This is a genomic window from Haladaptatus halobius (genome assembly GCF_020618475.1).
GTDB classification, from domain to species: Archaea; Halobacteriota; Halobacteria; order Halobacteriales; family Haladaptataceae; genus Haladaptatus; species Haladaptatus halobius.
In genome coordinates this window covers 251,611-266,755 of the sequence record NZ_CP085335.1, presented here as the reverse complement: position 1 = coordinate 266,755, position 15,145 = coordinate 251,611, and the positions used below count along the sequence as shown (strand labels likewise).

Here is a 15,145-nt window from a genome sequence, read left to right as displayed (position 1 = left end):
AGACGGCCCGAGACGACAAACCCATTAGTTTGGTGTATACCAACTCCAGTTAGGCGTCGGGTGAAGAGAGGTGGGTGGACGGAAAGTGGTCAGTAACGTAGGCTTCAGCCAGTTGCGCTTCGGCACGGCGGAGCCGGTAGGAGAGCGTCGAACCGGGAACACCGAGTTCTTCGGCGAGTTCGTAGGTTTCGATCTTGCGGGGTGTCTGGTAGTAGCCGTGTTCGACGGCGGCTCGCACGGCAGCATCCTGTTCGGGCGTCAGCGAAGGTTCGCCATCGTCCGTGGTGGCGTCGTCCGCGTCGCCGACTCTGACGAAGGTGACACCAGTGGTGTCGTCGATTTCGTTCTCGATGGCGCTGCGGAAGGCGTGGTAGGCGGTGTTGTCAGGGGCAATGATGCGCCACTCGTACCGGTGGCCGACCCATGTCGTTTGGAAAATAAGGCCGTCACCGAAGTGGTCGAGTGCGAGGTGGGGGATCGAGGTACAGGAAGGGGTACGTGTCCAGTACGAGTAGAGGACGAGTGCGTCGTCGATGTGGTCGAGGATCTGAGTTTCCCAGTCGGCTTCGCAGTCGCGGCGGGCCAGACAGTCGGTATAGTACTCGGCGTTGGCGACGGTTTCGATGAGTTCGTCGAGTGCGTTTTGACCACCGGTTACGTAATCGACGCGCCAGAGATTGTCGGGGGTGACGTGGCAGGAGAGGGAACGAATCTTCGTCTCCGGATTAGCGGTGAGGATGTCGGCAACGGCGTTGGTTCCCGGAACATATTCGAGGGCGAAGACGAGTTCACGCATACGGTCGTATAGGGTGGAGAGGGGTATGAACGCGTTGACGAGAGCTCGCGCTTTCATCGTCCACCGCTGACCGATACGCGCCCTCTATGCAGTATGTTCGCCAAAACCCATGACTGATTAGGTACTTCAACGAACACGGGAAGTCTGGCGCCCATTGTCCCGGTCGTCGCTCGTTCGATCCGCTCTTTGCGTCATTCCTCGCGCACCGACTCGATCTTCATCAACGGATACCCGCCTTCCATCTCCATTCGGGTGACGACTTCGGTTCCCTCGTGTTCGACGACTATCTCGACTTCCATGAACCGACCAGTGAGTTCCGTATAGCCGGGGGAAATCGCTTCTTCGCCTTCGGCGAGACTACCATTTCCTTGCTCCCCCTCATGTTCACTCGCGGGAACGTGGTCGATGGCTGCGGCCAGATCGTCGGTCAGGATATCCACCGTGACCGACTCGCAGAAGGGCTGGTTTTCGATGCTCTCCTCGATGGCGCGTTCGAGGCTCGGCGCGCTCTCGAGGCTGACGGGCGTGCCCGCGAACTGGTGGTAAAGCGCGCCGAACTTGATGCCCGCCTCGAAGCAGGCGGCGTCTCGTGCGGTGGGTTCCATGCCTGCCGTGAGGCGTGCGGGGGTTAAATTCGTGATGACACGCGACACGGAGCACCTTTACGTTTCCGTCACCTCGTGTCCGTATGGATTACAATTCAGCCCTCGACAGAGGCATGGACGCGGTTCCCGACCTCGAAACCAGCGATGAGCGATTCAGCTTCCCCGACCCGGCGGTACAGAAGGACGGTTCGTTCACGCGACTGACGAATCTGGACGACATCGCGGACGCCCTCTCGCGGGACGGCGAGCACGTTCACAGCGCGCTCCAGCGCGAACTGGGAACGAGCGGGAAGTACGAGGCCGGTCAGGCGCGCTACAGCGGGTCGTTCTCGCCGTCCGACTTCGAGACGGCGCTGGACGAGTACGTCGAGGAGTTCGTCATCTGCTCCGAGTGCGGCCTGCCGGACACCCGCCTCGTACGAGAAAACCGCAACCTCATGCTTCGCTGCGACGCCTGCGGCGCGTTCCGACCGGTAACGAAACGGAGTTCGACGAGCCGAACGCACCAGCAGAACGCGGTGGAGGAGGGACGCACCTACGAGGTCAAGATCACCGGCACCGGGCGCAAAGGTGATGGAGTCGCAGAGCGCGGTAAGTACACCATCTTCGTCCCCGGCGCGCAGGAAGGACAGGTCGTCACCATCTTCGTCGAGAGCGTGCGCGGAAACCTCGCGTTCTCCCGCCTCGCGTAGATCTTCTCGACTTATTTTCTCGGATCGCGTCGTTACTCCCGCTTCGCGCTATTACTCTGTCAGCGGGAGGACGATGCCGAACACGAACGGGGAGAGCAGTCCGAGCAGGATACCGAGGATTTCGAGGTCGGTGAAGAGAACGTTCTCCCAGCCCGGGAGTGAACCGTACAGCGTCGCGCCGACGAACTCGCCGAGCGCGCCGAGTGCGAACAGCGAGACGCCGAGGAGAAAGCCCGTTTTCGTGAGTTTCGGATAGTCGAGGTCGCCGTATCGTCCCATAGGAGCAGTTCTACGGCTATCGAGGAAAAGCGTTTCGCTGGCGCCCAGCGAAAAGTTCTTGCGTGCCACGTCCGGATAGGTGGGCATGTACGAACCGCTTCTCGAAGTTGGCGCGTTTCTGCTCTACCTCCTCGGGTCGGGACTGCTGACCGCACTTGGCTTGCTCGCGGAGTACGACGGAGTCCAAAGCGCGGCGTCCGGCGACAACGTGCTGGCGATATGGCTCATCTACATGGGAACCGTCGCGCTCGTCGCCGGCGTCACGCTCGCCCGCGAGAAAGTCATCCGGCGCGCGCTAGCGTAACGTCTCAAAATCGCATGGTTCTTATCGCCCTTGTGCTTCTAGCCGACTGAATGGACGATCCCGTTCTGCTCACGGGTTCCGAGGGCCGCGTCGGGTCGGCGATTCTGGGCGATCTCGGTTCGAAGTACGACTGGCGACTGCTCGACCGTGAACCGCCGACGGAAGAACCATCTCACGAGTTTTTCGTCGCGGACATCACCGATTACGACGCAGTCCGCGAGGCGGCGGAGGGTGCGGGGGCCATCGTCCACCTCGCCGGCGACCCGCGACCGGAAGCGCCGTGGAACAGCGTCCTCGGCAACAACATCGACGGGACGCACACCATCCTGCAAGTTGCCGCCGACGTGGGCGTCGAGAAGTTCGTCTTCGCCTCTTCGAACCACGCGGTCGGGGGCTATGAGACCGAAAAGCGAACGCCTGACCTCTACCGCGAACACGACGCGTTTCGGCTCGACGGCACCGAACTCCCCCGCCCCAGCAACCTCTACGGCGTGAGCAAGGCGACCGGTGAAATACTCGGGCGCTACTACCACGACGAGTTCGACATCAGCGTCGCCTGCGTTAGGATCGGGAATCTCACCGAGGGTCACCCCCCTAAGGAGTACGAACGCGGACAGGCGATGTGGCTCTCCTACCGCGACTGCGCCCACCTGTTCGACCGCTGTCTGGCGGCCGAGTACGGGTACGAAATCGTCTACGGCATCTCCGACAACGACCGGAAATACTACTCCATCGACCGGGCGCGCGAGGTGCTGGGGTACGACCCGCAGGACAACTCCGCCCACCACGACTGAGCGGTTCGAAATCGTCGTTGGGAGAGTTCCGACCCTCTCGTGGAATCGAATCGAATCGACCAGCAATTTCCCACCATCTCGCGGACGAATCCCAACATTCCCATACTTCCAGCACCTACGTCCACCCAATGACAGAGACCAGCGAACCGGAAACCGACGGACAGGAGAACGACCTCAAATCGCGGGTCGAGCGCTGGCTCTCCGCCCAGATGCCCATCATCCAGATGCACGGCGGGACGAGCGCGGTTCGCAAGGCGGACCCCGAGGACGGCGAAGTCGTCATCGAACTCGGCGGCACCTGTAGCGGCTGCGCCATCAGTTCCGTCACGTCCCAGAACATCGAAGCCGACCTCCTGAAGAAGTTCGACGAGATAGACGACGTGACGGTTCGCGTCCCCGACGACGGAACCGGCGACTGGAAGGTCGACCAGCCTGAGAGCGTGATGGGAATCGACCGTAGCGAGGGCGGGCGGGGCGGAAAGATGGGCACTTCGTCCGAGAACGACCACTTCTAAAACGACCGTTTACGAGGGTCGAGGGTCAGCGCCTGCGTCGCAGCGACGCAGGCGCTGACCGTCTCCCTGTAAAAGCTCGACCAAAAGCACTCCTCCTTTGCTTCACTCCGTTCCGCTCAGTCGTTGGCCCGCTCGTTCGTCACTCCGTTCCTCACTCGCGGTGGAACTGCTAGCCCTCCGGCGGTTGTGTCATTGGCCGACCGCCGTGGCCTCTTTGCCTCAGTTATTTGTCTAACACTTTCTCCACGCTCGCCGCCACGCTCCGAGCCTTTTCGGCCAGTTCCTCCGAAACGTGGCCCGCCTCCACCGCCGCGTCCAGTTCGTCGTCGTCCACTCGCTCGACGCCTCCGTCCGGGCGCTTAACCACGTCGACGTGCAAATCGACGTAGCGCACCGATCGCGGAAACAACTCGACCGGCGTGCAGACGTTGACGTAGGTGCCCTTCGACTCACCGTCGTCGCTCCGGTAGGCGGTGGGATACCACCATCGACCTTCGCGGAACTTCGTGACGGCCATGTCGCCTGCCTCGCGTTCGGTGCCGAGGGCGTCGTAGGTGCCCGACCCGCGCATCTCGCGGCGGACGGTGTACTTCCCCTCCTCGAAGTCGCACTCGGCCACCTCGCCCTTGCCGAGCGAGAAACAGCGCCCGTCCGGTTTGCCGTGGTCGATGAACACCTCGCCGCCCTCCTCCGGCCCGAACTGCCGGAGGGTCGCGCCCGTCGGAAACTCCCCGTCGGGGTCGTAGAGGTCTTCCGCGAAATCGACCGCCGCGCTCGCGGACTCGTCGGCGGCTTTGATTCGGTGGTGACCGGGGATGGTGGTCATGACCTCTCCGCGGAGGTCGTCCAGTTCGAATCGGGACTCCCTGCCGAACCAGAGCCACGCCGTCGCTTCGGGTTCGACGATGGCTCGCGGGGAGTCGCTCTCGTCCGAATCGTTCCCGAGCGCCCTGTCGATGGTTTCGGCGCGCTCGACGGCCCGAGAGAGCGCGCCGTCCATCTCGCCCACGTCCGCGTCGCTCGCGGCGTACTCCCATCGGACGCCCCACCCGTCGGGCACGTCGGTCGGGAGCATCTCGGTCGTTCGCGCGAGTTCGCGCCTACCGGCGTCGTCTGGGGCGTCGGCGACGACGCGACTGACGCCTTTCGAGAGGCCGGCGACGCCGCCGAACACCCGTACGTCGGTTCCGAGCAGCGGTCGGTCGCGCGCCCACGGCGGCGCAGGTTCGTGTACCTGTACTCGCACGCGGTCGCCCTCGTCGATTCGACGGTCTATCTTCCCGTACGGGAGAAAGCCGTCGCGGTCGCCGAGATTCACGACCGCACCGCTTCCGAGCGTCTCGCCGACGACGCCGTCGAAGAGCGCACCGCGGGCGGCGGCGTCGCTCCAGTGGAAGGTATCGACGCCGATATCCGCCAGTCGCTCGGCGAGCGTTCTGACCGCGTCCGGGTCGCCGAAGATTCCGACGCCTTGTCTATCGTCGGTCGTCTCGACCGTCGCGTCGTACTCCCCGATCTCGAACTCGCGGTCAAACCGGCGCCGGATGGGCGGCGAGGCCTGCACCACGTCGAACTCGTCGACGAGCGATGCGGTGAGGGCCGTGGTGTAGATACCGCGAATGCGAACCCTGCTCATGGCTGGACGCGAGAACGGTGGTCGTCACGAGAAATGTGATCGGCGGTCGTCGCGGCGGAAAGGAAGGTGGGTGGCATACCCCCGTTTGGTGTGGAGGGGTTTTTAGCGTGACGAGGTCGGTTGTCGGCGCCCGCGTCAGTCGTCCGCGGGAACGGTACCGGTCCAGTTCGCGTCGGTCGTCGCGGGAGTCGGTTCTTCGTCGGACGCTTCCGCGCTCTCGTCTTCGGCCGATGCGTCGTTTCGTGTCGTTTTCGTCGGCGGGGCCGAGTACAGGATTCCTCGGCTGTGACTCGTGGGTGTCATCGTGTATCACGAATCAGCGATTACCGTTATTAAATTCACCCCTACATGAGTATATGTAAAATATATGCGTATAAGGGATACTAGGACGACATCGCCGAACGCTTTACTCCGTATCCGCGTGAATGCGGACTATGGACGATAAACGCGATCCGGTCGCACGAGGGATGGGCGACTCGGTCGATCTCTACGGCGTCTCGACGTGGGAGCAGCGAACGCGCCTCGACTGGTTCTCCTCGAAACTGTACAGTGGTATCGTGGCGACGGCACGCGTGGTCGTCATCCTACTCGCGCTGGCGATTCTCCTCGTACAGTTCGCACTCGGTGGATTAGCGGCGATAACCGATCCGTGGGTCGGGACGTTCATCCTGCTCTCCATCGTCCCTGCGTTCGCCTTCGCCATATACATCTGGCGCGCCGATGTGACGATGTCAGAACCGCTTCCGACGCTCGTCGCCACATTCCTGCTCGGTGTGCTGTTCGCCGGATTTGCGGCGGTGTTCAACTCGTACACACAGTCGCTCTTCACGGAGATTCCGGTCGTCGGGATGGTGCTTTTCTTCTACATCGTCGTCGGGCCGGTCGAAGAGACGGTGAAGTGGTTGGCGGTGCGCCTGTACGCCTTCCGGAGCGACCGATTCGACGCGGTCATCGACGGTGCGGTGTACGGCGCGATGGCTGGACTGGGGTTCGCAACCATCGAGAACGCCATCTACATCAGCCAAGAGTATCTCACTACCGCGGGAACCGATCCGTTCCTTCGCGCCGGCCAAACCGCCGTCTTCCGGCTGTTCGCCGGTCCGGGCCACGTCATCTACTCCTCGTTCGCGGGCTACTACCTCGGGCTGGCGAAGTTCAACCGCGAGAACGCCGGTCCGATCGTCGTGAAGGGTCTCCTCATCGCAGCGTTTATCCACGCGACGTACAACTCGCTGGTCGGGTTGGTGCCCGGACTGGTCTCGTACTTCTTCCCGTCCGTCACGCCCGCGGTGGCCTACATCGCGTTCGTGTTCGTCTACGACGGCTTCTTCGGCTACCTGCTCTACCGTAAAATCACACGGTACCGAGAGTTATACAACCGGTCGAACCGGCGGAAATCGGTGTCGTTCGGCGGAGACGAGGAGGAAGTCAGCGAAGGCGAGAGGAAAGAACACTCCTCGAGCGAGACGGCCGAGTTCGACTCGGAGTAGATCGCTGACGTCCGCGCTCGCCCCCTTGAACCGTGCTATACGATAACGATTATCGTTGCGAGCGTAGAAACTACGAGTAGCGTTCGTCGCGTGGATGGGGAGGTGTCGAGGAACGTCGAGACGAACGCCACGGAGGTATAGATGGCAACAGCAACAATTGAGGAGAACAAGCGACTCGCACGCCGCGTGCCGGAGGAGATAGCCACAGGACGGAACATCGACCTCGTCGAGGAGGTGTACGCGGAGGACTGCGTCGAACACGGGCCGTTCGGGGAAAGCACGGAGGGGATACGAGCGAACGAGGAGCAGCTTCGGAGTTTCATCGACGCGTTCCCGGACTTCGAGGCGACGGTGGAGGATATCGTCGCCGAGGGTGACACGGTCGCCATGCGCGTGACACTCCGAGGCACCCATGAGGGCGAGTTCATGGGAATCGAGCCGACCGGAAACTCGTTCGAGGTGCAGAACACGGTCTTCACCCGCATCGAAGACGGGAAGATAGCCGAACGGTGGGTGCAACCCGACACGCTGGGGATGCTCCAACAACTCGGCGTCGTCGAGTCGCCCGTGGACTGACGCTCGAAACCGAACTCCACGTTCCGTTTTGGTGGCGTATCGAACTACTCCGCGAGCAGTCGCTCGGCGTACTTCGCCAGCACGTCGACTTCGATGTGAACCGGGTCGCCGGGTTCTTTCTCCGAAAGGTTCGTCACGTCGCGGGTCGTCGGGATGATGGCGACGGTGAAGGTGTCCTCGCGCCTGTTGGCCACCGTGAGGCTGATGCCATCCACCGCCACGGAACCCTTCTCCACGATGTATTTCCCGTACCCCTCGGGGACGGCGAACTCGTACTCCCAGTCTTCCCCGACCTGCCGAACGTCCGTGACCTCGGTTGTCGTGTCGACGTGACCCTGCACGAAGTGCCCGTCGAGGCGGGCGTCCGCCCGGAGCGCGCGTTCGAGGTTGACGGTGTCGCCCTCCTCTATCTCCCCGAGGTAGGTCTTCGCCACCGTCTCGCTCGCCAGAAACACCTCGAACGTCTCCTCGTCGAATTGCTCGACGGTCAAGCAGGCCCCGTTGACGCTGATGCTCGCGCCGTGTTCCACGTCCGAAAGCGCCTCGTCCGCCGCGATGACGAGACGGCGGCCGCCGTCCGCGTCTTCGACGCGGCGCACTTCGCCCGCCTCTGCAACAATTCCGGTAAACATAACAGAACTGTGACGCCGAGCGGTTGAAAACCGTTCCGAATCGTCCGAGCCGCGACGTCGGTGTCGCGTCGTTCGTCGACTCATGGCGGCGCACTTTTGGTCGGTGGCCGGGTACGGAGGGGCATGAAGCTGGGAATCCTCGACACCGTGAGTCTGGCCGCGACGTTGGTGTTCGCCATCCCCATCGCCCTCTTCGGCGTCGAGCGCCTGCTCGCGGGCCAAACCCTCTTCGGCGGCGCGTTCGTCGTCATCGCCGCCCTCATGGTCGTCCTCCGCGAGTGGCTGACGACGCCGACCGACATTCCGGCGAGCGCGGCGCAGAAAGTGGTCGGGAAGGTCGCCAAAACCGAGGACGAAAAGGAGTAACGACGAGGAGCGAAAACGAATCGGATACGACATCGAATCGAACTAGTCGAGGTCGTAGATTTCGCCGTACTTCTCGGTCACGTACTCCAAGAAGTAGTCGGCGGTCAGCGGCTCGCCGGTCGCTTCCTCGATGAGTTCGTCGGTGGTGTACCGTTGGCCCTGCTCGTGGATGTTCTCGGTCAGCCACTCGCGGATGGGGTCGAAGTTCCCTTCGTGGATGAGTTCCGCCGGGTCGTCCAGTTCCTCCTCGATGGTCGCCCAGAGTTGGGCGGCGAAGACGCTCCCGACGGTGTAGTTCTGGAACCCGCCAAACCGGCTCGTCCAGTGGATGTCCTGCAGGCAGCCCTCCGAGTCCGTCTCGGGCACGATGTCGAGGTACTCGTCCATCAGTTCGTTCCAGCGACCAGGAATCTCGTCCACGTCGAGGTCGCCGGAGACGTACTCCCGTTCTATCTCCGACCGGAGGATGATGTGCATGTGGTAGGTGAGTTCGTCCGCCTCCACGCGGATGAGGTTGTCCGTGAACACCTGATTGACCGCCTCGTAGGCCTCCTCGACCGTCACGTCCTCCGTCTCGGGGAATCGCTCTTTCACGGTCGGCAGGAACAGCTCCCAGAACGCCTTCGTCCGCCCGACGTGGTTCTCCCAGAACCGCGACTGCGACTCGTGGATGCCCGAACTCCGCGAATCGCCGAGCGGGGTTCCGTAGGCGTCGTCGCGCAGGCCGAGTTGGTAGGTCGCGTGTCCGAACTCGTGGATCGTCGCAGTGAGGGAGTCGATGGGGTCGTCCTCATTGTACCGCGTCGTGACGCGGGCGTCGAACTGCGTGCCGGACATGAACGGGTGCGGCGCGGTGTCGAGGCGGCCGCGGTTCCAGTCGTACCCGAGCAGGTCGAGCGCGTCCCGGCAGAGTTCTTCCTGCGTCTCGGCATCGAACGTTCCGGAAAAGGCGTCGTCCGCGATGTTCGCGCCATTCTCCTGGACGTCCTCGATGAGCGGAACCAGCCCCTCGCGGAGTTCGTCGAAGATTCGCTCGACGGTGTCGAGCGGGAGGTACGGCTCGCCATCCTCGAACATGACCTCGTAGGGGTCTCCGTCGGGGTCGATGTGCTCTGCGCGTTCGACGTGGAGTTCGCGCAGTCGGTCGAGGTAGGGCGCGAACGTCTCGAACTCGTCGTCCGCTTTCGCGTCGCGCCACGCCTGCTGGGCTTCGCTCATCGTCTCGGTGAGTTCTTCGACCAGTTCGCCGGGAACGTCGACGGCTCGCTCGTATTGGCGGCGTACCTCGCGGACGACCGCGGCCCGGTCGTCGTCCAACATCTCGCGTTCGAGCGCGTCGAGCAGTTCGCCCGTGCGCTCGTTGGTCAGCAGTTCGTGACTGATCGACTGGAGCGCGGAGAGCTGTTTGGAGCGTGCAGGCGTCCCACCTTCCGGCATCTTGGTCTGCTGATCCCAGTAGAGGATGCCGGTCGCGTCCCCGACGTTCGAGATTCGCTTCACCCGGTCGAGCAGTTCGTCATACTCGGATTCGGATTCATGTTCGGAAGTTGCCATGCGACCTACTGCTCTGCGGGGCAGTATCAATGCACGGGTATCGGAAAACGGAAACGAACACGTTCGACCGCTTCGACTACTTCGCTTCTATCTCTTCGACTTCCTCGTTTTCCTCGCCGAGGATGTCCTCGACCGACTTCCCGTTCGGTTCGTTGAACAACAGCACGTCGAGTTTGAGGGTCGGCGCGCCGCTGACGAGATTCTCCATTATCACGAGTCGCTCGCGGGCGCGGCTCATCCCGACGTAGAAGACGCGGCGCTCGTTGTCGGTGAGAATCGGAACGGGGTCGGTTCCGGCGGTGAACTCCCCTTCGATGGGAACGTCGATACCTTCGTTATCGACCGTTGCCGCCATCTGCTCAACGACCTTCTCGGTGAGGTCGGTCGCCACGAACACGTGGTCTGCTTCACGACCCTTCGCGCTGTGGATGGTGCCGATGCGGAGGCGGTCGCGTTCCATGTCCTGATACTTCCCGTTGAAGTAGGCGTCCATGGAGCGTTTCTGGTAGCTCGTGACCTTCCGAACCATATCCGACGCCGACGTGGGGCCGGGCATGAACGGCGCGAAGTTCTTCACGAAGTCGGGTTCGAACTCCAGTTCGGTGAGGTCGTCCGCGTCCGCTTCCTCCTTGCGCTCGTCGATGGCGTCGAACATCTCGTCGCGCTCGTTCGTCCCGAACGTCGAATCGGCGAGCATGTCCGCGAGTCTGCGAGCCTGCAACCCGTCGATGGGTTCGCCCGCCTCTATCTGCTCGACCGCGTCCACGTACTGGTTCAGGCGGTCGGTCCACATCCGCTGGTCGGTGAGCGTCTTAAACGGGATCCCCTCGTCGATGAACTCGTCGACGAATCGGAACATCTGGTAGCGGGCGCGGAACAGCACCATCACGGTGCCGTCGAACTCGCGGATGGTGTAGCGGACATTTCGCACGAGGTCGAGCATCGACGGGTCGGTGACGGCCTCCACCACGCCGCCTTCCTTACGCGGCTTGAGGTTCTTCTCCTGTCGCTCCTCGATGTGGCTGACCTCCTTCTGGACGACCTTGAGAACGCGGGAGGGAAGTCGGTGCGAGGTGTCGAGAATCACGTCTTCGCCGCCTTCGCCGAGGAGTAGTTTCGGATCCGCCCCCTGCCATGCGTAGACGACCTGGTCGTCGTCACCCGCGATGAGGACGCTCTTCATGTGGGGTTTCCACTCCTCGTAGATGTCGAACTGTAACTGCGTGATGTCCTGAAACTCGTCGATGATGAGATAATCGACGCTCGGCAGGAGCGAGCGCTGTTTCACGCGTTCGAGCATGTCGGCGAAGCCGACGAGTCCTTCGTCGCCCTTGTACGCTCGCCACGCTCGAATGGCCTCCGGCACGTCGAATCGGTCGTCGCTGCTGGGCCACGTCGGAGTGTACTTGTTGCCCTCCTGCGCGTTCGGGTCGATATCCGGCGGCAGCCGAACCGTCTCTACATCCCACTGGAAGGGAACGTCGTACCAGTCGGCGACCTGTCGGCGCGTGCGCTGGAGCCACTGCGAGGTGGCGATTATCTTGTTGCCGAGCGTGGTCGAGCGCGCGGTTCGGCGACCGGAGCCGCTGTACTCGTCCTCGTACTCCAGCCCGAAATTCTCGCAGAACTCCTTCTTGTGCTTCTCGCCGACCACGTCGCCGCGCGAGAGGTTGAGCAGTTCGTACGCTTTCGCGTGCATCGTGCAGACGTTACCCTGTAGGGAGCGAGGGTCGACGTCGAGCCGTTCCGCGAGTCGTTCGCGGACTTCGTTCGCGGCCGCGCGGGTGTACGAGACGACGAGAAGGTCGTTCATCGTGACGCCGTCCCTGGCGAGGATCTCCTCCACTCGATCTAACAGTTCGGTCGTCTTCCCGCTCCCCGGTCCGCCGAACAACCGGGTCACTTTCGCGTCCGTCTCCGCCGTTGGCACGGTCATTACACCACCTCAGGGGCTAATGACGTATAAAACGACGTGAATCGAAGCGGATATTTTATCGGCTCAGGTGCCGCGCGGAGAACGTGCGGTGCGTATCTCGGCACCGTCCCGAATCTTATCCTCGCAGTCGGGACAGACGCGGGGATTCTCCGTCCCTCGCGGCGTGAACACTCTCGCATAGGCTGCCGTCACGAACGAACCACAGTTCTGACACTCTGGCATTTTCTCTCTCGTCAACGGTTTACAATATTACAGTATATGTCTATCGACATCGACTCGAACGAAAGTTAAGCACTCGGCCGAAAACCTTCTTCGATGGCACTCCCTCTCGAAGTGTATCTCCTCTCGCTCGTTCCCGCCGTCCTCTGGGGGTTCGAACCGGTCGTCTCGAAGCGAGGGATGGCCGCCGGGGGAGACTCGCTTCAAGCATCGCTGGTCGTCGTCGTCGTGGACTCGACCCTGTTCTGGGCCGCTCTCGTCGTTCTCGAAGGGCTGAACCCGCTCGCTGACCTCCCGCGGGCAACCGTCGCCATCTTCATCTTTGCAGGGTTCGTCGGAACGGCGGTCGGCCGACTGGCCGCATTCGGCGGCATCAGGCGAGTCGGTGCGAGCATCAACAGCGCCGGTATCAGCACGCGGCCGCTCTTCGCGACGATGCTGGCGGTCGCGGTGCTGGACGAACCGCTCTCGGTCGCCACCGCCGTCGGAATTGTCGTTCTCGTTGCGGGACTCGCGGTGCTCGCGCTGGCGAAAGGCGGCGACATCGGCGGGTGGGATCCCAGCGATCTCTCGTTTCCGCTGGCGGCCGCGGGGGCGTTCGCGGTCGGAAACGTCGTCCGACGGTTCGGACTGGAGACCACGCAGGCGACGCCGCTCGAAGCGGTCGCGCTGAACGAGACGGCGGCGCTCGTCGCACTCCTCGGGTACGCCGTCGCGCGGAACCGTCGGGACGTGTTCGCCGCGCCCCGCGGAACCTACGGCTTGTTCGCGGTGAGCGGCGTGCTCACCGCCGTCGCACTGTTGTCGCTGTTCGCGGCGCTGTCGCTCCCCAACGGACGGGTCGCCATCGTCGACCCGCTCACCGGAACCGCACCGCTGTTCACGACCGTCTTCGCGTACTTCCTGCTTCAGGACGTCGAACGGGTCACCCGTGGAATCGTCGCGGGCGAGACGCTGGTCGTCGTCGGTGCCGGTATCATCACCGCGTTGTAAGGACGAGAAACATCGGGAATTCGATCCGCGCTGTGGCGCGGATGCCGTGATTCCACTACTCGACGAGCGCGACTACGGATGCCATCCGCAGACGGAACATTCGCTCGCTGCGAGGTCGTGGAGTCCGCCGCATTCCGGGCACTGCTTTTTGTTGTACTCCTGCTCCCAGTCTACTCGTTCGGTCTCGTGACCGCGGTCGGCGAGGAACTGGTCGAAAACGGATTCGTCGTTGCCGGTTGGTGCGGAGGCCATACGTGCTATGGTAATGCACACCACCCATATAACACTGGTGGTAGGACGGACGCCGAGATTCGTTCTTCTTCGAAATACGACCCTGTCGAGGCTCGACGCGTTCGGTTTCGAATCGTCGCGAGAAGCGCGTGGGCGACGTGTCCGTTTACAAGTTCCGATTATCGGAGGAAAGCAGAGCCTGCGTCACTCGGCGGAGGGGTCGAGACCGGTGAACTCGAAGCGCGCGCCGCCCGCCTCGCTCTCGGTGACGGTGTACGTCCAGTCGTAGCTGTCGGCGATCTAGGCGATGAACGTGAGTTCAAGACCGATGCCGTTCCGTTGCGTCGTGTAGCCCGCCTCGAACACGGTCTCGCGTTTCGTCTCCGAAATCCCCGTTCCGTCATCGGCGACGTAGAACCCGCGGGCGGAGTCGTCCGTCGAGTCGATATCCGCGACGCGAACGATCACGTCCTCCCCGCCGTGTTCGATGGCGTTCCGGAAGAGGTTCTCCAAGAGCTGTTTGATGCGGGTCGGCTCTGCGTGAACGACCCGCTCGGTTGCAATCTCCAACGTCGCTTCGTCGCGTTTGAGTTCCTGTTCGCGCTCCTTGCGCTCGGTGACGTCGCGGAAGTAGATGGAAACGCCGCTCTCCGAGGGGTAGACGTGAACCTCGAACCAAGCGTCGAAGGGCGACCAACGCTCCTCGTAAGTCACTCGTTTCTGGGTTTCGACCGGCCGGCGGAACGCCTCGTACCCCTTCGTCTCGCAGGAGTCCGGGAAGATATCCCAGACGATGCGACCGAGTAACTCCGATTCGTCGCGACCGAGGAGTCACTCGGCTCGTTCGTTCACGTAGGTGAACCGCCACTCCTCGTCGAGTGCGTAGAACGCGTCGTCGATGCGGTCGAACACCTCGTCGAGTTCCCGCTCCAGGTCGTCGCGCTGGCGTTCGAGTTCGCGCTGGTAACGTTTGACCTGTGTGATATCTTTCCCCGCCGTGATGACCTGCGTGACCGTCCCGTCGGCTCCGTGAATCGGTTTCGCGTTCACGATGAACCAGCGCCGTTCGCCGGTCGGCCTGTCGACGTACAACTCGACGTCGTCCACCGCCTGTCCGGATTCCACCACGCGGGCGAACGGGTAGTCGACTTTGGTGAGCGATTCGCCGTCGGAACCGTAGAGTTGGGTCTCGTCCGTGACGTCGCCCGCGGCACCGAGGATGCCGACTAGCTCGTCGGCGCGCTCGTCCGTCCGAAGAATCGTCCCGTCCGCCGAGCGAATGGATAGAGCGATGGGACTCGCGTCGAACACTTCGTCCAGTTGTTCGGTCTTCTCGTCCAGTCGGTGCTCGATGCGCTTCCGGTCGGAGATGTCGCGCATGACGCCGATGAACCGTTGACCGTCCGTCTCGCTGGCGTCGTCGACGTGGAACGACACCGAGAGCGGAATCTCGGTACCGTCGGCCCGAAGTCCTGGTAGCTCGATGGCATCCCACGGAATCGTTCGCTCGCCAGTTCGCACGTACCG

At 62.7% G+C, this 15,145-nt stretch carries 20 protein-coding genes and 1 pseudogene; 8 read left to right on the top strand and 13 right to left on the bottom strand.

Annotated elements, in window-relative coordinates:
- Positions 1 to 49 precede the first annotated feature (49 nt).
- Together LIW51_RS01490 and LIW51_RS01485 are read right to left on the bottom strand one after the other, a co-directional pair.
- Positions 50 to 796: a helix-turn-helix domain-containing protein gene (locus tag LIW51_RS01490; protein WP_227375493.1), complete on the bottom strand. Its 747-nt coding sequence runs from the start codon at positions 794 to 796 to the stop codon at positions 50 to 52.
- A gap of 191 nt (positions 797 to 987) precedes the next feature.
- Positions 988 to 1,401, bottom strand: a complete 414-nt coding sequence (locus LIW51_RS01485) for a dihydroneopterin aldolase family protein (RefSeq protein ID WP_227375492.1) — start codon at positions 1,399 to 1,401, stop codon at positions 988 to 990.
- A gap of 83 nt (positions 1,402 to 1,484) precedes the next feature.
- Here LIW51_RS01485 and LIW51_RS01480 point away from each other — a divergent pair, with 83 nt between their 5' ends.
- On the top strand, positions 1,485 to 2,093 hold the full coding sequence (locus LIW51_RS01480) for a translation initiation factor IF-2 subunit beta (RefSeq protein ID WP_227375491.1): 609 nt from the start codon (positions 1,485 to 1,487) through the stop codon (positions 2,091 to 2,093).
- Between the two features lie 51 nt (positions 2,094 to 2,144).
- Here the strand turns inward: LIW51_RS01480 and LIW51_RS01475 are convergent, their stop codons facing one another.
- Positions 2,145 to 2,372, bottom strand: coding sequence for a DUF7860 family protein (locus LIW51_RS01475; RefSeq protein WP_227375490.1), 228 nt, complete (start codon positions 2,370 to 2,372; stop codon positions 2,145 to 2,147).
- Between the two features lie 85 nt (positions 2,373 to 2,457).
- Between LIW51_RS01475 and LIW51_RS01470 the strand changes: the two genes are divergently transcribed.
- From LIW51_RS01470 to LIW51_RS01460, 3 genes are all read left to right on the top strand, one after another.
- Entirely contained in the window at positions 2,458 to 2,676 is a 219-nt protein-coding gene (locus tag LIW51_RS01470) for a DUF8151 family protein (RefSeq protein ID WP_227375489.1), read from the top strand.
- Between the two features lie 50 nt (positions 2,677 to 2,726).
- Positions 2,727 to 3,470, top strand: coding sequence for an NAD-dependent glucose-6-phosphate dehydrogenase Azf (azf, locus tag LIW51_RS01465; RefSeq protein ID WP_227375488.1), 744 nt, complete (start codon positions 2,727 to 2,729; stop codon positions 3,468 to 3,470).
- A 128-nt stretch (positions 3,471 to 3,598) separates the two neighbouring features.
- A complete protein-coding gene (locus tag LIW51_RS01460; protein ID WP_227375487.1) occupies positions 3,599 to 3,985 on the top strand; it encodes a NifU family protein in 387 nt (128 codons plus the stop codon).
- 223 nt (positions 3,986 to 4,208) lie between these two features.
- Here LIW51_RS01460 and LIW51_RS01455 read toward each other — a convergent pair whose 3' ends face one another.
- Positions 4,209 to 5,621: a ribonuclease FAU-1 family protein gene (locus LIW51_RS01455; RefSeq protein ID WP_227375486.1), complete on the bottom strand. Its 1,413-nt coding sequence runs from the start codon at positions 5,619 to 5,621 to the stop codon at positions 4,209 to 4,211.
- A gap of 135 nt (positions 5,622 to 5,756) precedes the next feature.
- Positions 5,757 to 5,924, bottom strand: coding sequence for a hypothetical protein (locus LIW51_RS01450; protein ID WP_227375485.1), 168 nt, complete (start codon positions 5,922 to 5,924; stop codon positions 5,757 to 5,759).
- 131 nt (positions 5,925 to 6,055) lie between these two features.
- Here LIW51_RS01450 and LIW51_RS01445 point away from each other — a divergent pair, with 131 nt between their 5' ends.
- Entirely contained in the window at positions 6,056 to 7,111 is a 1,056-nt protein-coding gene (locus LIW51_RS01445) for a PrsW family intramembrane metalloprotease (RefSeq protein WP_227375484.1), read from the top strand.
- 141 nt (positions 7,112 to 7,252) lie between these two features.
- Positions 7,253 to 7,687 carry an ester cyclase gene (locus LIW51_RS01440; protein WP_227375483.1) on the top strand — a complete coding sequence of 145 codons (435 nt, stop codon included), beginning with the start codon at positions 7,253 to 7,255 and terminating at the stop codon, positions 7,685 to 7,687.
- Positions 7,688 to 7,731: 44 nt separating this feature from the next.
- On the opposite strand, the gene LIW51_RS01435 is transcribed toward LIW51_RS01440, so the two are convergent.
- Positions 7,732 to 8,319 carry a riboflavin synthase gene (locus tag LIW51_RS01435; RefSeq protein ID WP_227375482.1) on the bottom strand — a complete coding sequence of 196 codons (588 nt, stop codon included), beginning with the start codon at positions 8,317 to 8,319 and terminating at the stop codon, positions 7,732 to 7,734.
- Between the two features lie 123 nt (positions 8,320 to 8,442).
- Between LIW51_RS01435 and LIW51_RS01430 the strand changes: the two genes are divergently transcribed.
- Positions 8,443 to 8,685: a DUF7533 family protein gene (locus LIW51_RS01430; RefSeq protein ID WP_227375481.1), complete on the top strand. Its 243-nt coding sequence runs from the start codon at positions 8,443 to 8,445 to the stop codon at positions 8,683 to 8,685.
- Positions 8,686 to 8,727: 42 nt separating this feature from the next.
- On the opposite strand, the gene LIW51_RS01425 is transcribed toward LIW51_RS01430, so the two are convergent.
- From LIW51_RS01425 to LIW51_RS01415, 3 genes are all read right to left on the bottom strand, one after another.
- Positions 8,728 to 10,239: a carboxypeptidase M32 gene (locus LIW51_RS01425; protein ID WP_227375480.1), complete on the bottom strand. Its 1,512-nt coding sequence runs from the start codon at positions 10,237 to 10,239 to the stop codon at positions 8,728 to 8,730.
- Positions 10,240 to 10,315: 76 nt separating this feature from the next.
- On the bottom strand, positions 10,316 to 12,175 hold the full coding sequence (locus LIW51_RS01420) for a UvrD-helicase domain-containing protein (RefSeq protein WP_227375479.1): 1,860 nt from the start codon (positions 12,173 to 12,175) through the stop codon (positions 10,316 to 10,318).
- 63 nt (positions 12,176 to 12,238) lie between these two features.
- The gene (locus LIW51_RS01415) at positions 12,239 to 12,397 is read right to left on the bottom strand and encodes a DUF7563 family protein (protein ID WP_227375478.1); all 159 of its coding nucleotides are present in this window, start codon (positions 12,395 to 12,397) and stop codon (positions 12,239 to 12,241) included.
- 93 nt (positions 12,398 to 12,490) lie between these two features.
- Here LIW51_RS01415 and LIW51_RS01410 point away from each other — a divergent pair, with 93 nt between their 5' ends.
- Positions 12,491 to 13,387 (top strand): DMT family transporter, encoded by an 897-nt coding sequence (locus tag LIW51_RS01410; RefSeq protein ID WP_227375477.1) that lies wholly within the window; start codon positions 12,491 to 12,493, stop codon positions 13,385 to 13,387.
- A 72-nt stretch (positions 13,388 to 13,459) separates the two neighbouring features.
- Here the strand turns inward: LIW51_RS01410 and LIW51_RS01405 are convergent, their stop codons facing one another.
- The 4 genes and pseudogenes from LIW51_RS01405 to LIW51_RS01395 all read right to left on the bottom strand — a co-directional run bounded on the left by LIW51_RS01405 (position 13,460) and on the right by LIW51_RS01395 (position 15,139).
- Complete coding sequence (locus tag LIW51_RS01405; RefSeq protein WP_227375476.1) at positions 13,460 to 13,639, bottom strand: HVO_0416 family zinc finger protein; 180 nt, start codon at positions 13,637 to 13,639, stop codon at positions 13,460 to 13,462.
- A gap of 279 nt (positions 13,640 to 13,918) precedes the next feature.
- Positions 13,919 to 14,188, bottom strand: a complete 270-nt coding sequence (locus tag LIW51_RS38365) for a sensor histidine kinase (RefSeq protein WP_255767428.1) — start codon at positions 14,186 to 14,188, stop codon at positions 13,919 to 13,921.
- Between the two features lie 30 nt (positions 14,189 to 14,218).
- Positions 14,219 to 14,434: pseudogene (locus LIW51_RS38360) on the bottom strand (PAS domain-containing protein); the annotation flags it as partial.
- A gap of 15 nt (positions 14,435 to 14,449) precedes the next feature.
- Positions 14,450 to 15,139, bottom strand: a complete 690-nt coding sequence (locus LIW51_RS01395; RefSeq protein ID WP_227375475.1) for a PAS domain-containing protein — start codon at positions 15,137 to 15,139, stop codon at positions 14,450 to 14,452.
- Positions 15,140 to 15,145: the final 6 nt, after the last annotated feature.

What these genes read in the sequence shown, in the direction of transcription:
- LIW51_RS01490 (WP_227375493.1), bottom strand. Translation starts at nt 796, where the DNA reads ATGCGTGAACTCGTCTTCGCCCTCGAATATGTTCCGGGAACCAACGCC.
- LIW51_RS01485 (WP_227375492.1), bottom strand. Translation starts at nt 1,401, where the DNA reads ATGGAACCCACCGCACGAGACGCCGCCTGCTTCGAGGCGGGCATCAAG.
- LIW51_RS01480 (WP_227375491.1), top strand. Translation starts at nt 1,485, where the DNA reads ATGGATTACAATTCAGCCCTCGACAGAGGCATGGACGCGGTTCCCGAC.
- LIW51_RS01475 (WP_227375490.1), bottom strand. Translation starts at nt 2,372, where the DNA reads ATGGGACGATACGGCGACCTCGACTATCCGAAACTCACGAAAACGGGC.
- LIW51_RS01470 (WP_227375489.1), top strand. Translation starts at nt 2,458, where the DNA reads ATGTACGAACCGCTTCTCGAAGTTGGCGCGTTTCTGCTCTACCTCCTC.
- azf (WP_227375488.1), top strand. Translation starts at nt 2,727, where the DNA reads ATGGACGATCCCGTTCTGCTCACGGGTTCCGAGGGCCGCGTCGGGTCG.
- LIW51_RS01460 (WP_227375487.1), top strand. Translation starts at nt 3,599, where the DNA reads ATGACAGAGACCAGCGAACCGGAAACCGACGGACAGGAGAACGACCTC.
- LIW51_RS01455 (WP_227375486.1), bottom strand. Translation starts at nt 5,621, where the DNA reads ATGAGCAGGGTTCGCATTCGCGGTATCTACACCACGGCCCTCACCGCA.
- LIW51_RS01450 (WP_227375485.1), bottom strand. Translation starts at nt 5,924, where the DNA reads ATGACACCCACGAGTCACAGCCGAGGAATCCTGTACTCGGCCCCGCCG.
- LIW51_RS01445 (WP_227375484.1), top strand. Translation starts at nt 6,056, where the DNA reads ATGGACGATAAACGCGATCCGGTCGCACGAGGGATGGGCGACTCGGTC.
- LIW51_RS01440 (WP_227375483.1), top strand. Translation starts at nt 7,253, where the DNA reads ATGGCAACAGCAACAATTGAGGAGAACAAGCGACTCGCACGCCGCGTG.
- LIW51_RS01435 (WP_227375482.1), bottom strand. Translation starts at nt 8,319, where the DNA reads ATGTTTACCGGAATTGTTGCAGAGGCGGGCGAAGTGCGCCGCGTCGAA.
- LIW51_RS01430 (WP_227375481.1), top strand. Translation starts at nt 8,443, where the DNA reads ATGAAGCTGGGAATCCTCGACACCGTGAGTCTGGCCGCGACGTTGGTG.
- LIW51_RS01425 (WP_227375480.1), bottom strand. Translation starts at nt 10,239, where the DNA reads ATGGCAACTTCCGAACATGAATCCGAATCCGAGTATGACGAACTGCTC.
- LIW51_RS01420 (WP_227375479.1), bottom strand. Translation starts at nt 12,175, where the DNA reads ATGACCGTGCCAACGGCGGAGACGGACGCGAAAGTGACCCGGTTGTTC.
- LIW51_RS01415 (WP_227375478.1), bottom strand. Translation starts at nt 12,397, where the DNA reads ATGCCAGAGTGTCAGAACTGTGGTTCGTTCGTGACGGCAGCCTATGCG.
- LIW51_RS01410 (WP_227375477.1), top strand. Translation starts at nt 12,491, where the DNA reads ATGGCACTCCCTCTCGAAGTGTATCTCCTCTCGCTCGTTCCCGCCGTC.
- LIW51_RS01405 (WP_227375476.1), bottom strand. Translation starts at nt 13,639, where the DNA reads ATGGCCTCCGCACCAACCGGCAACGACGAATCCGTTTTCGACCAGTTC.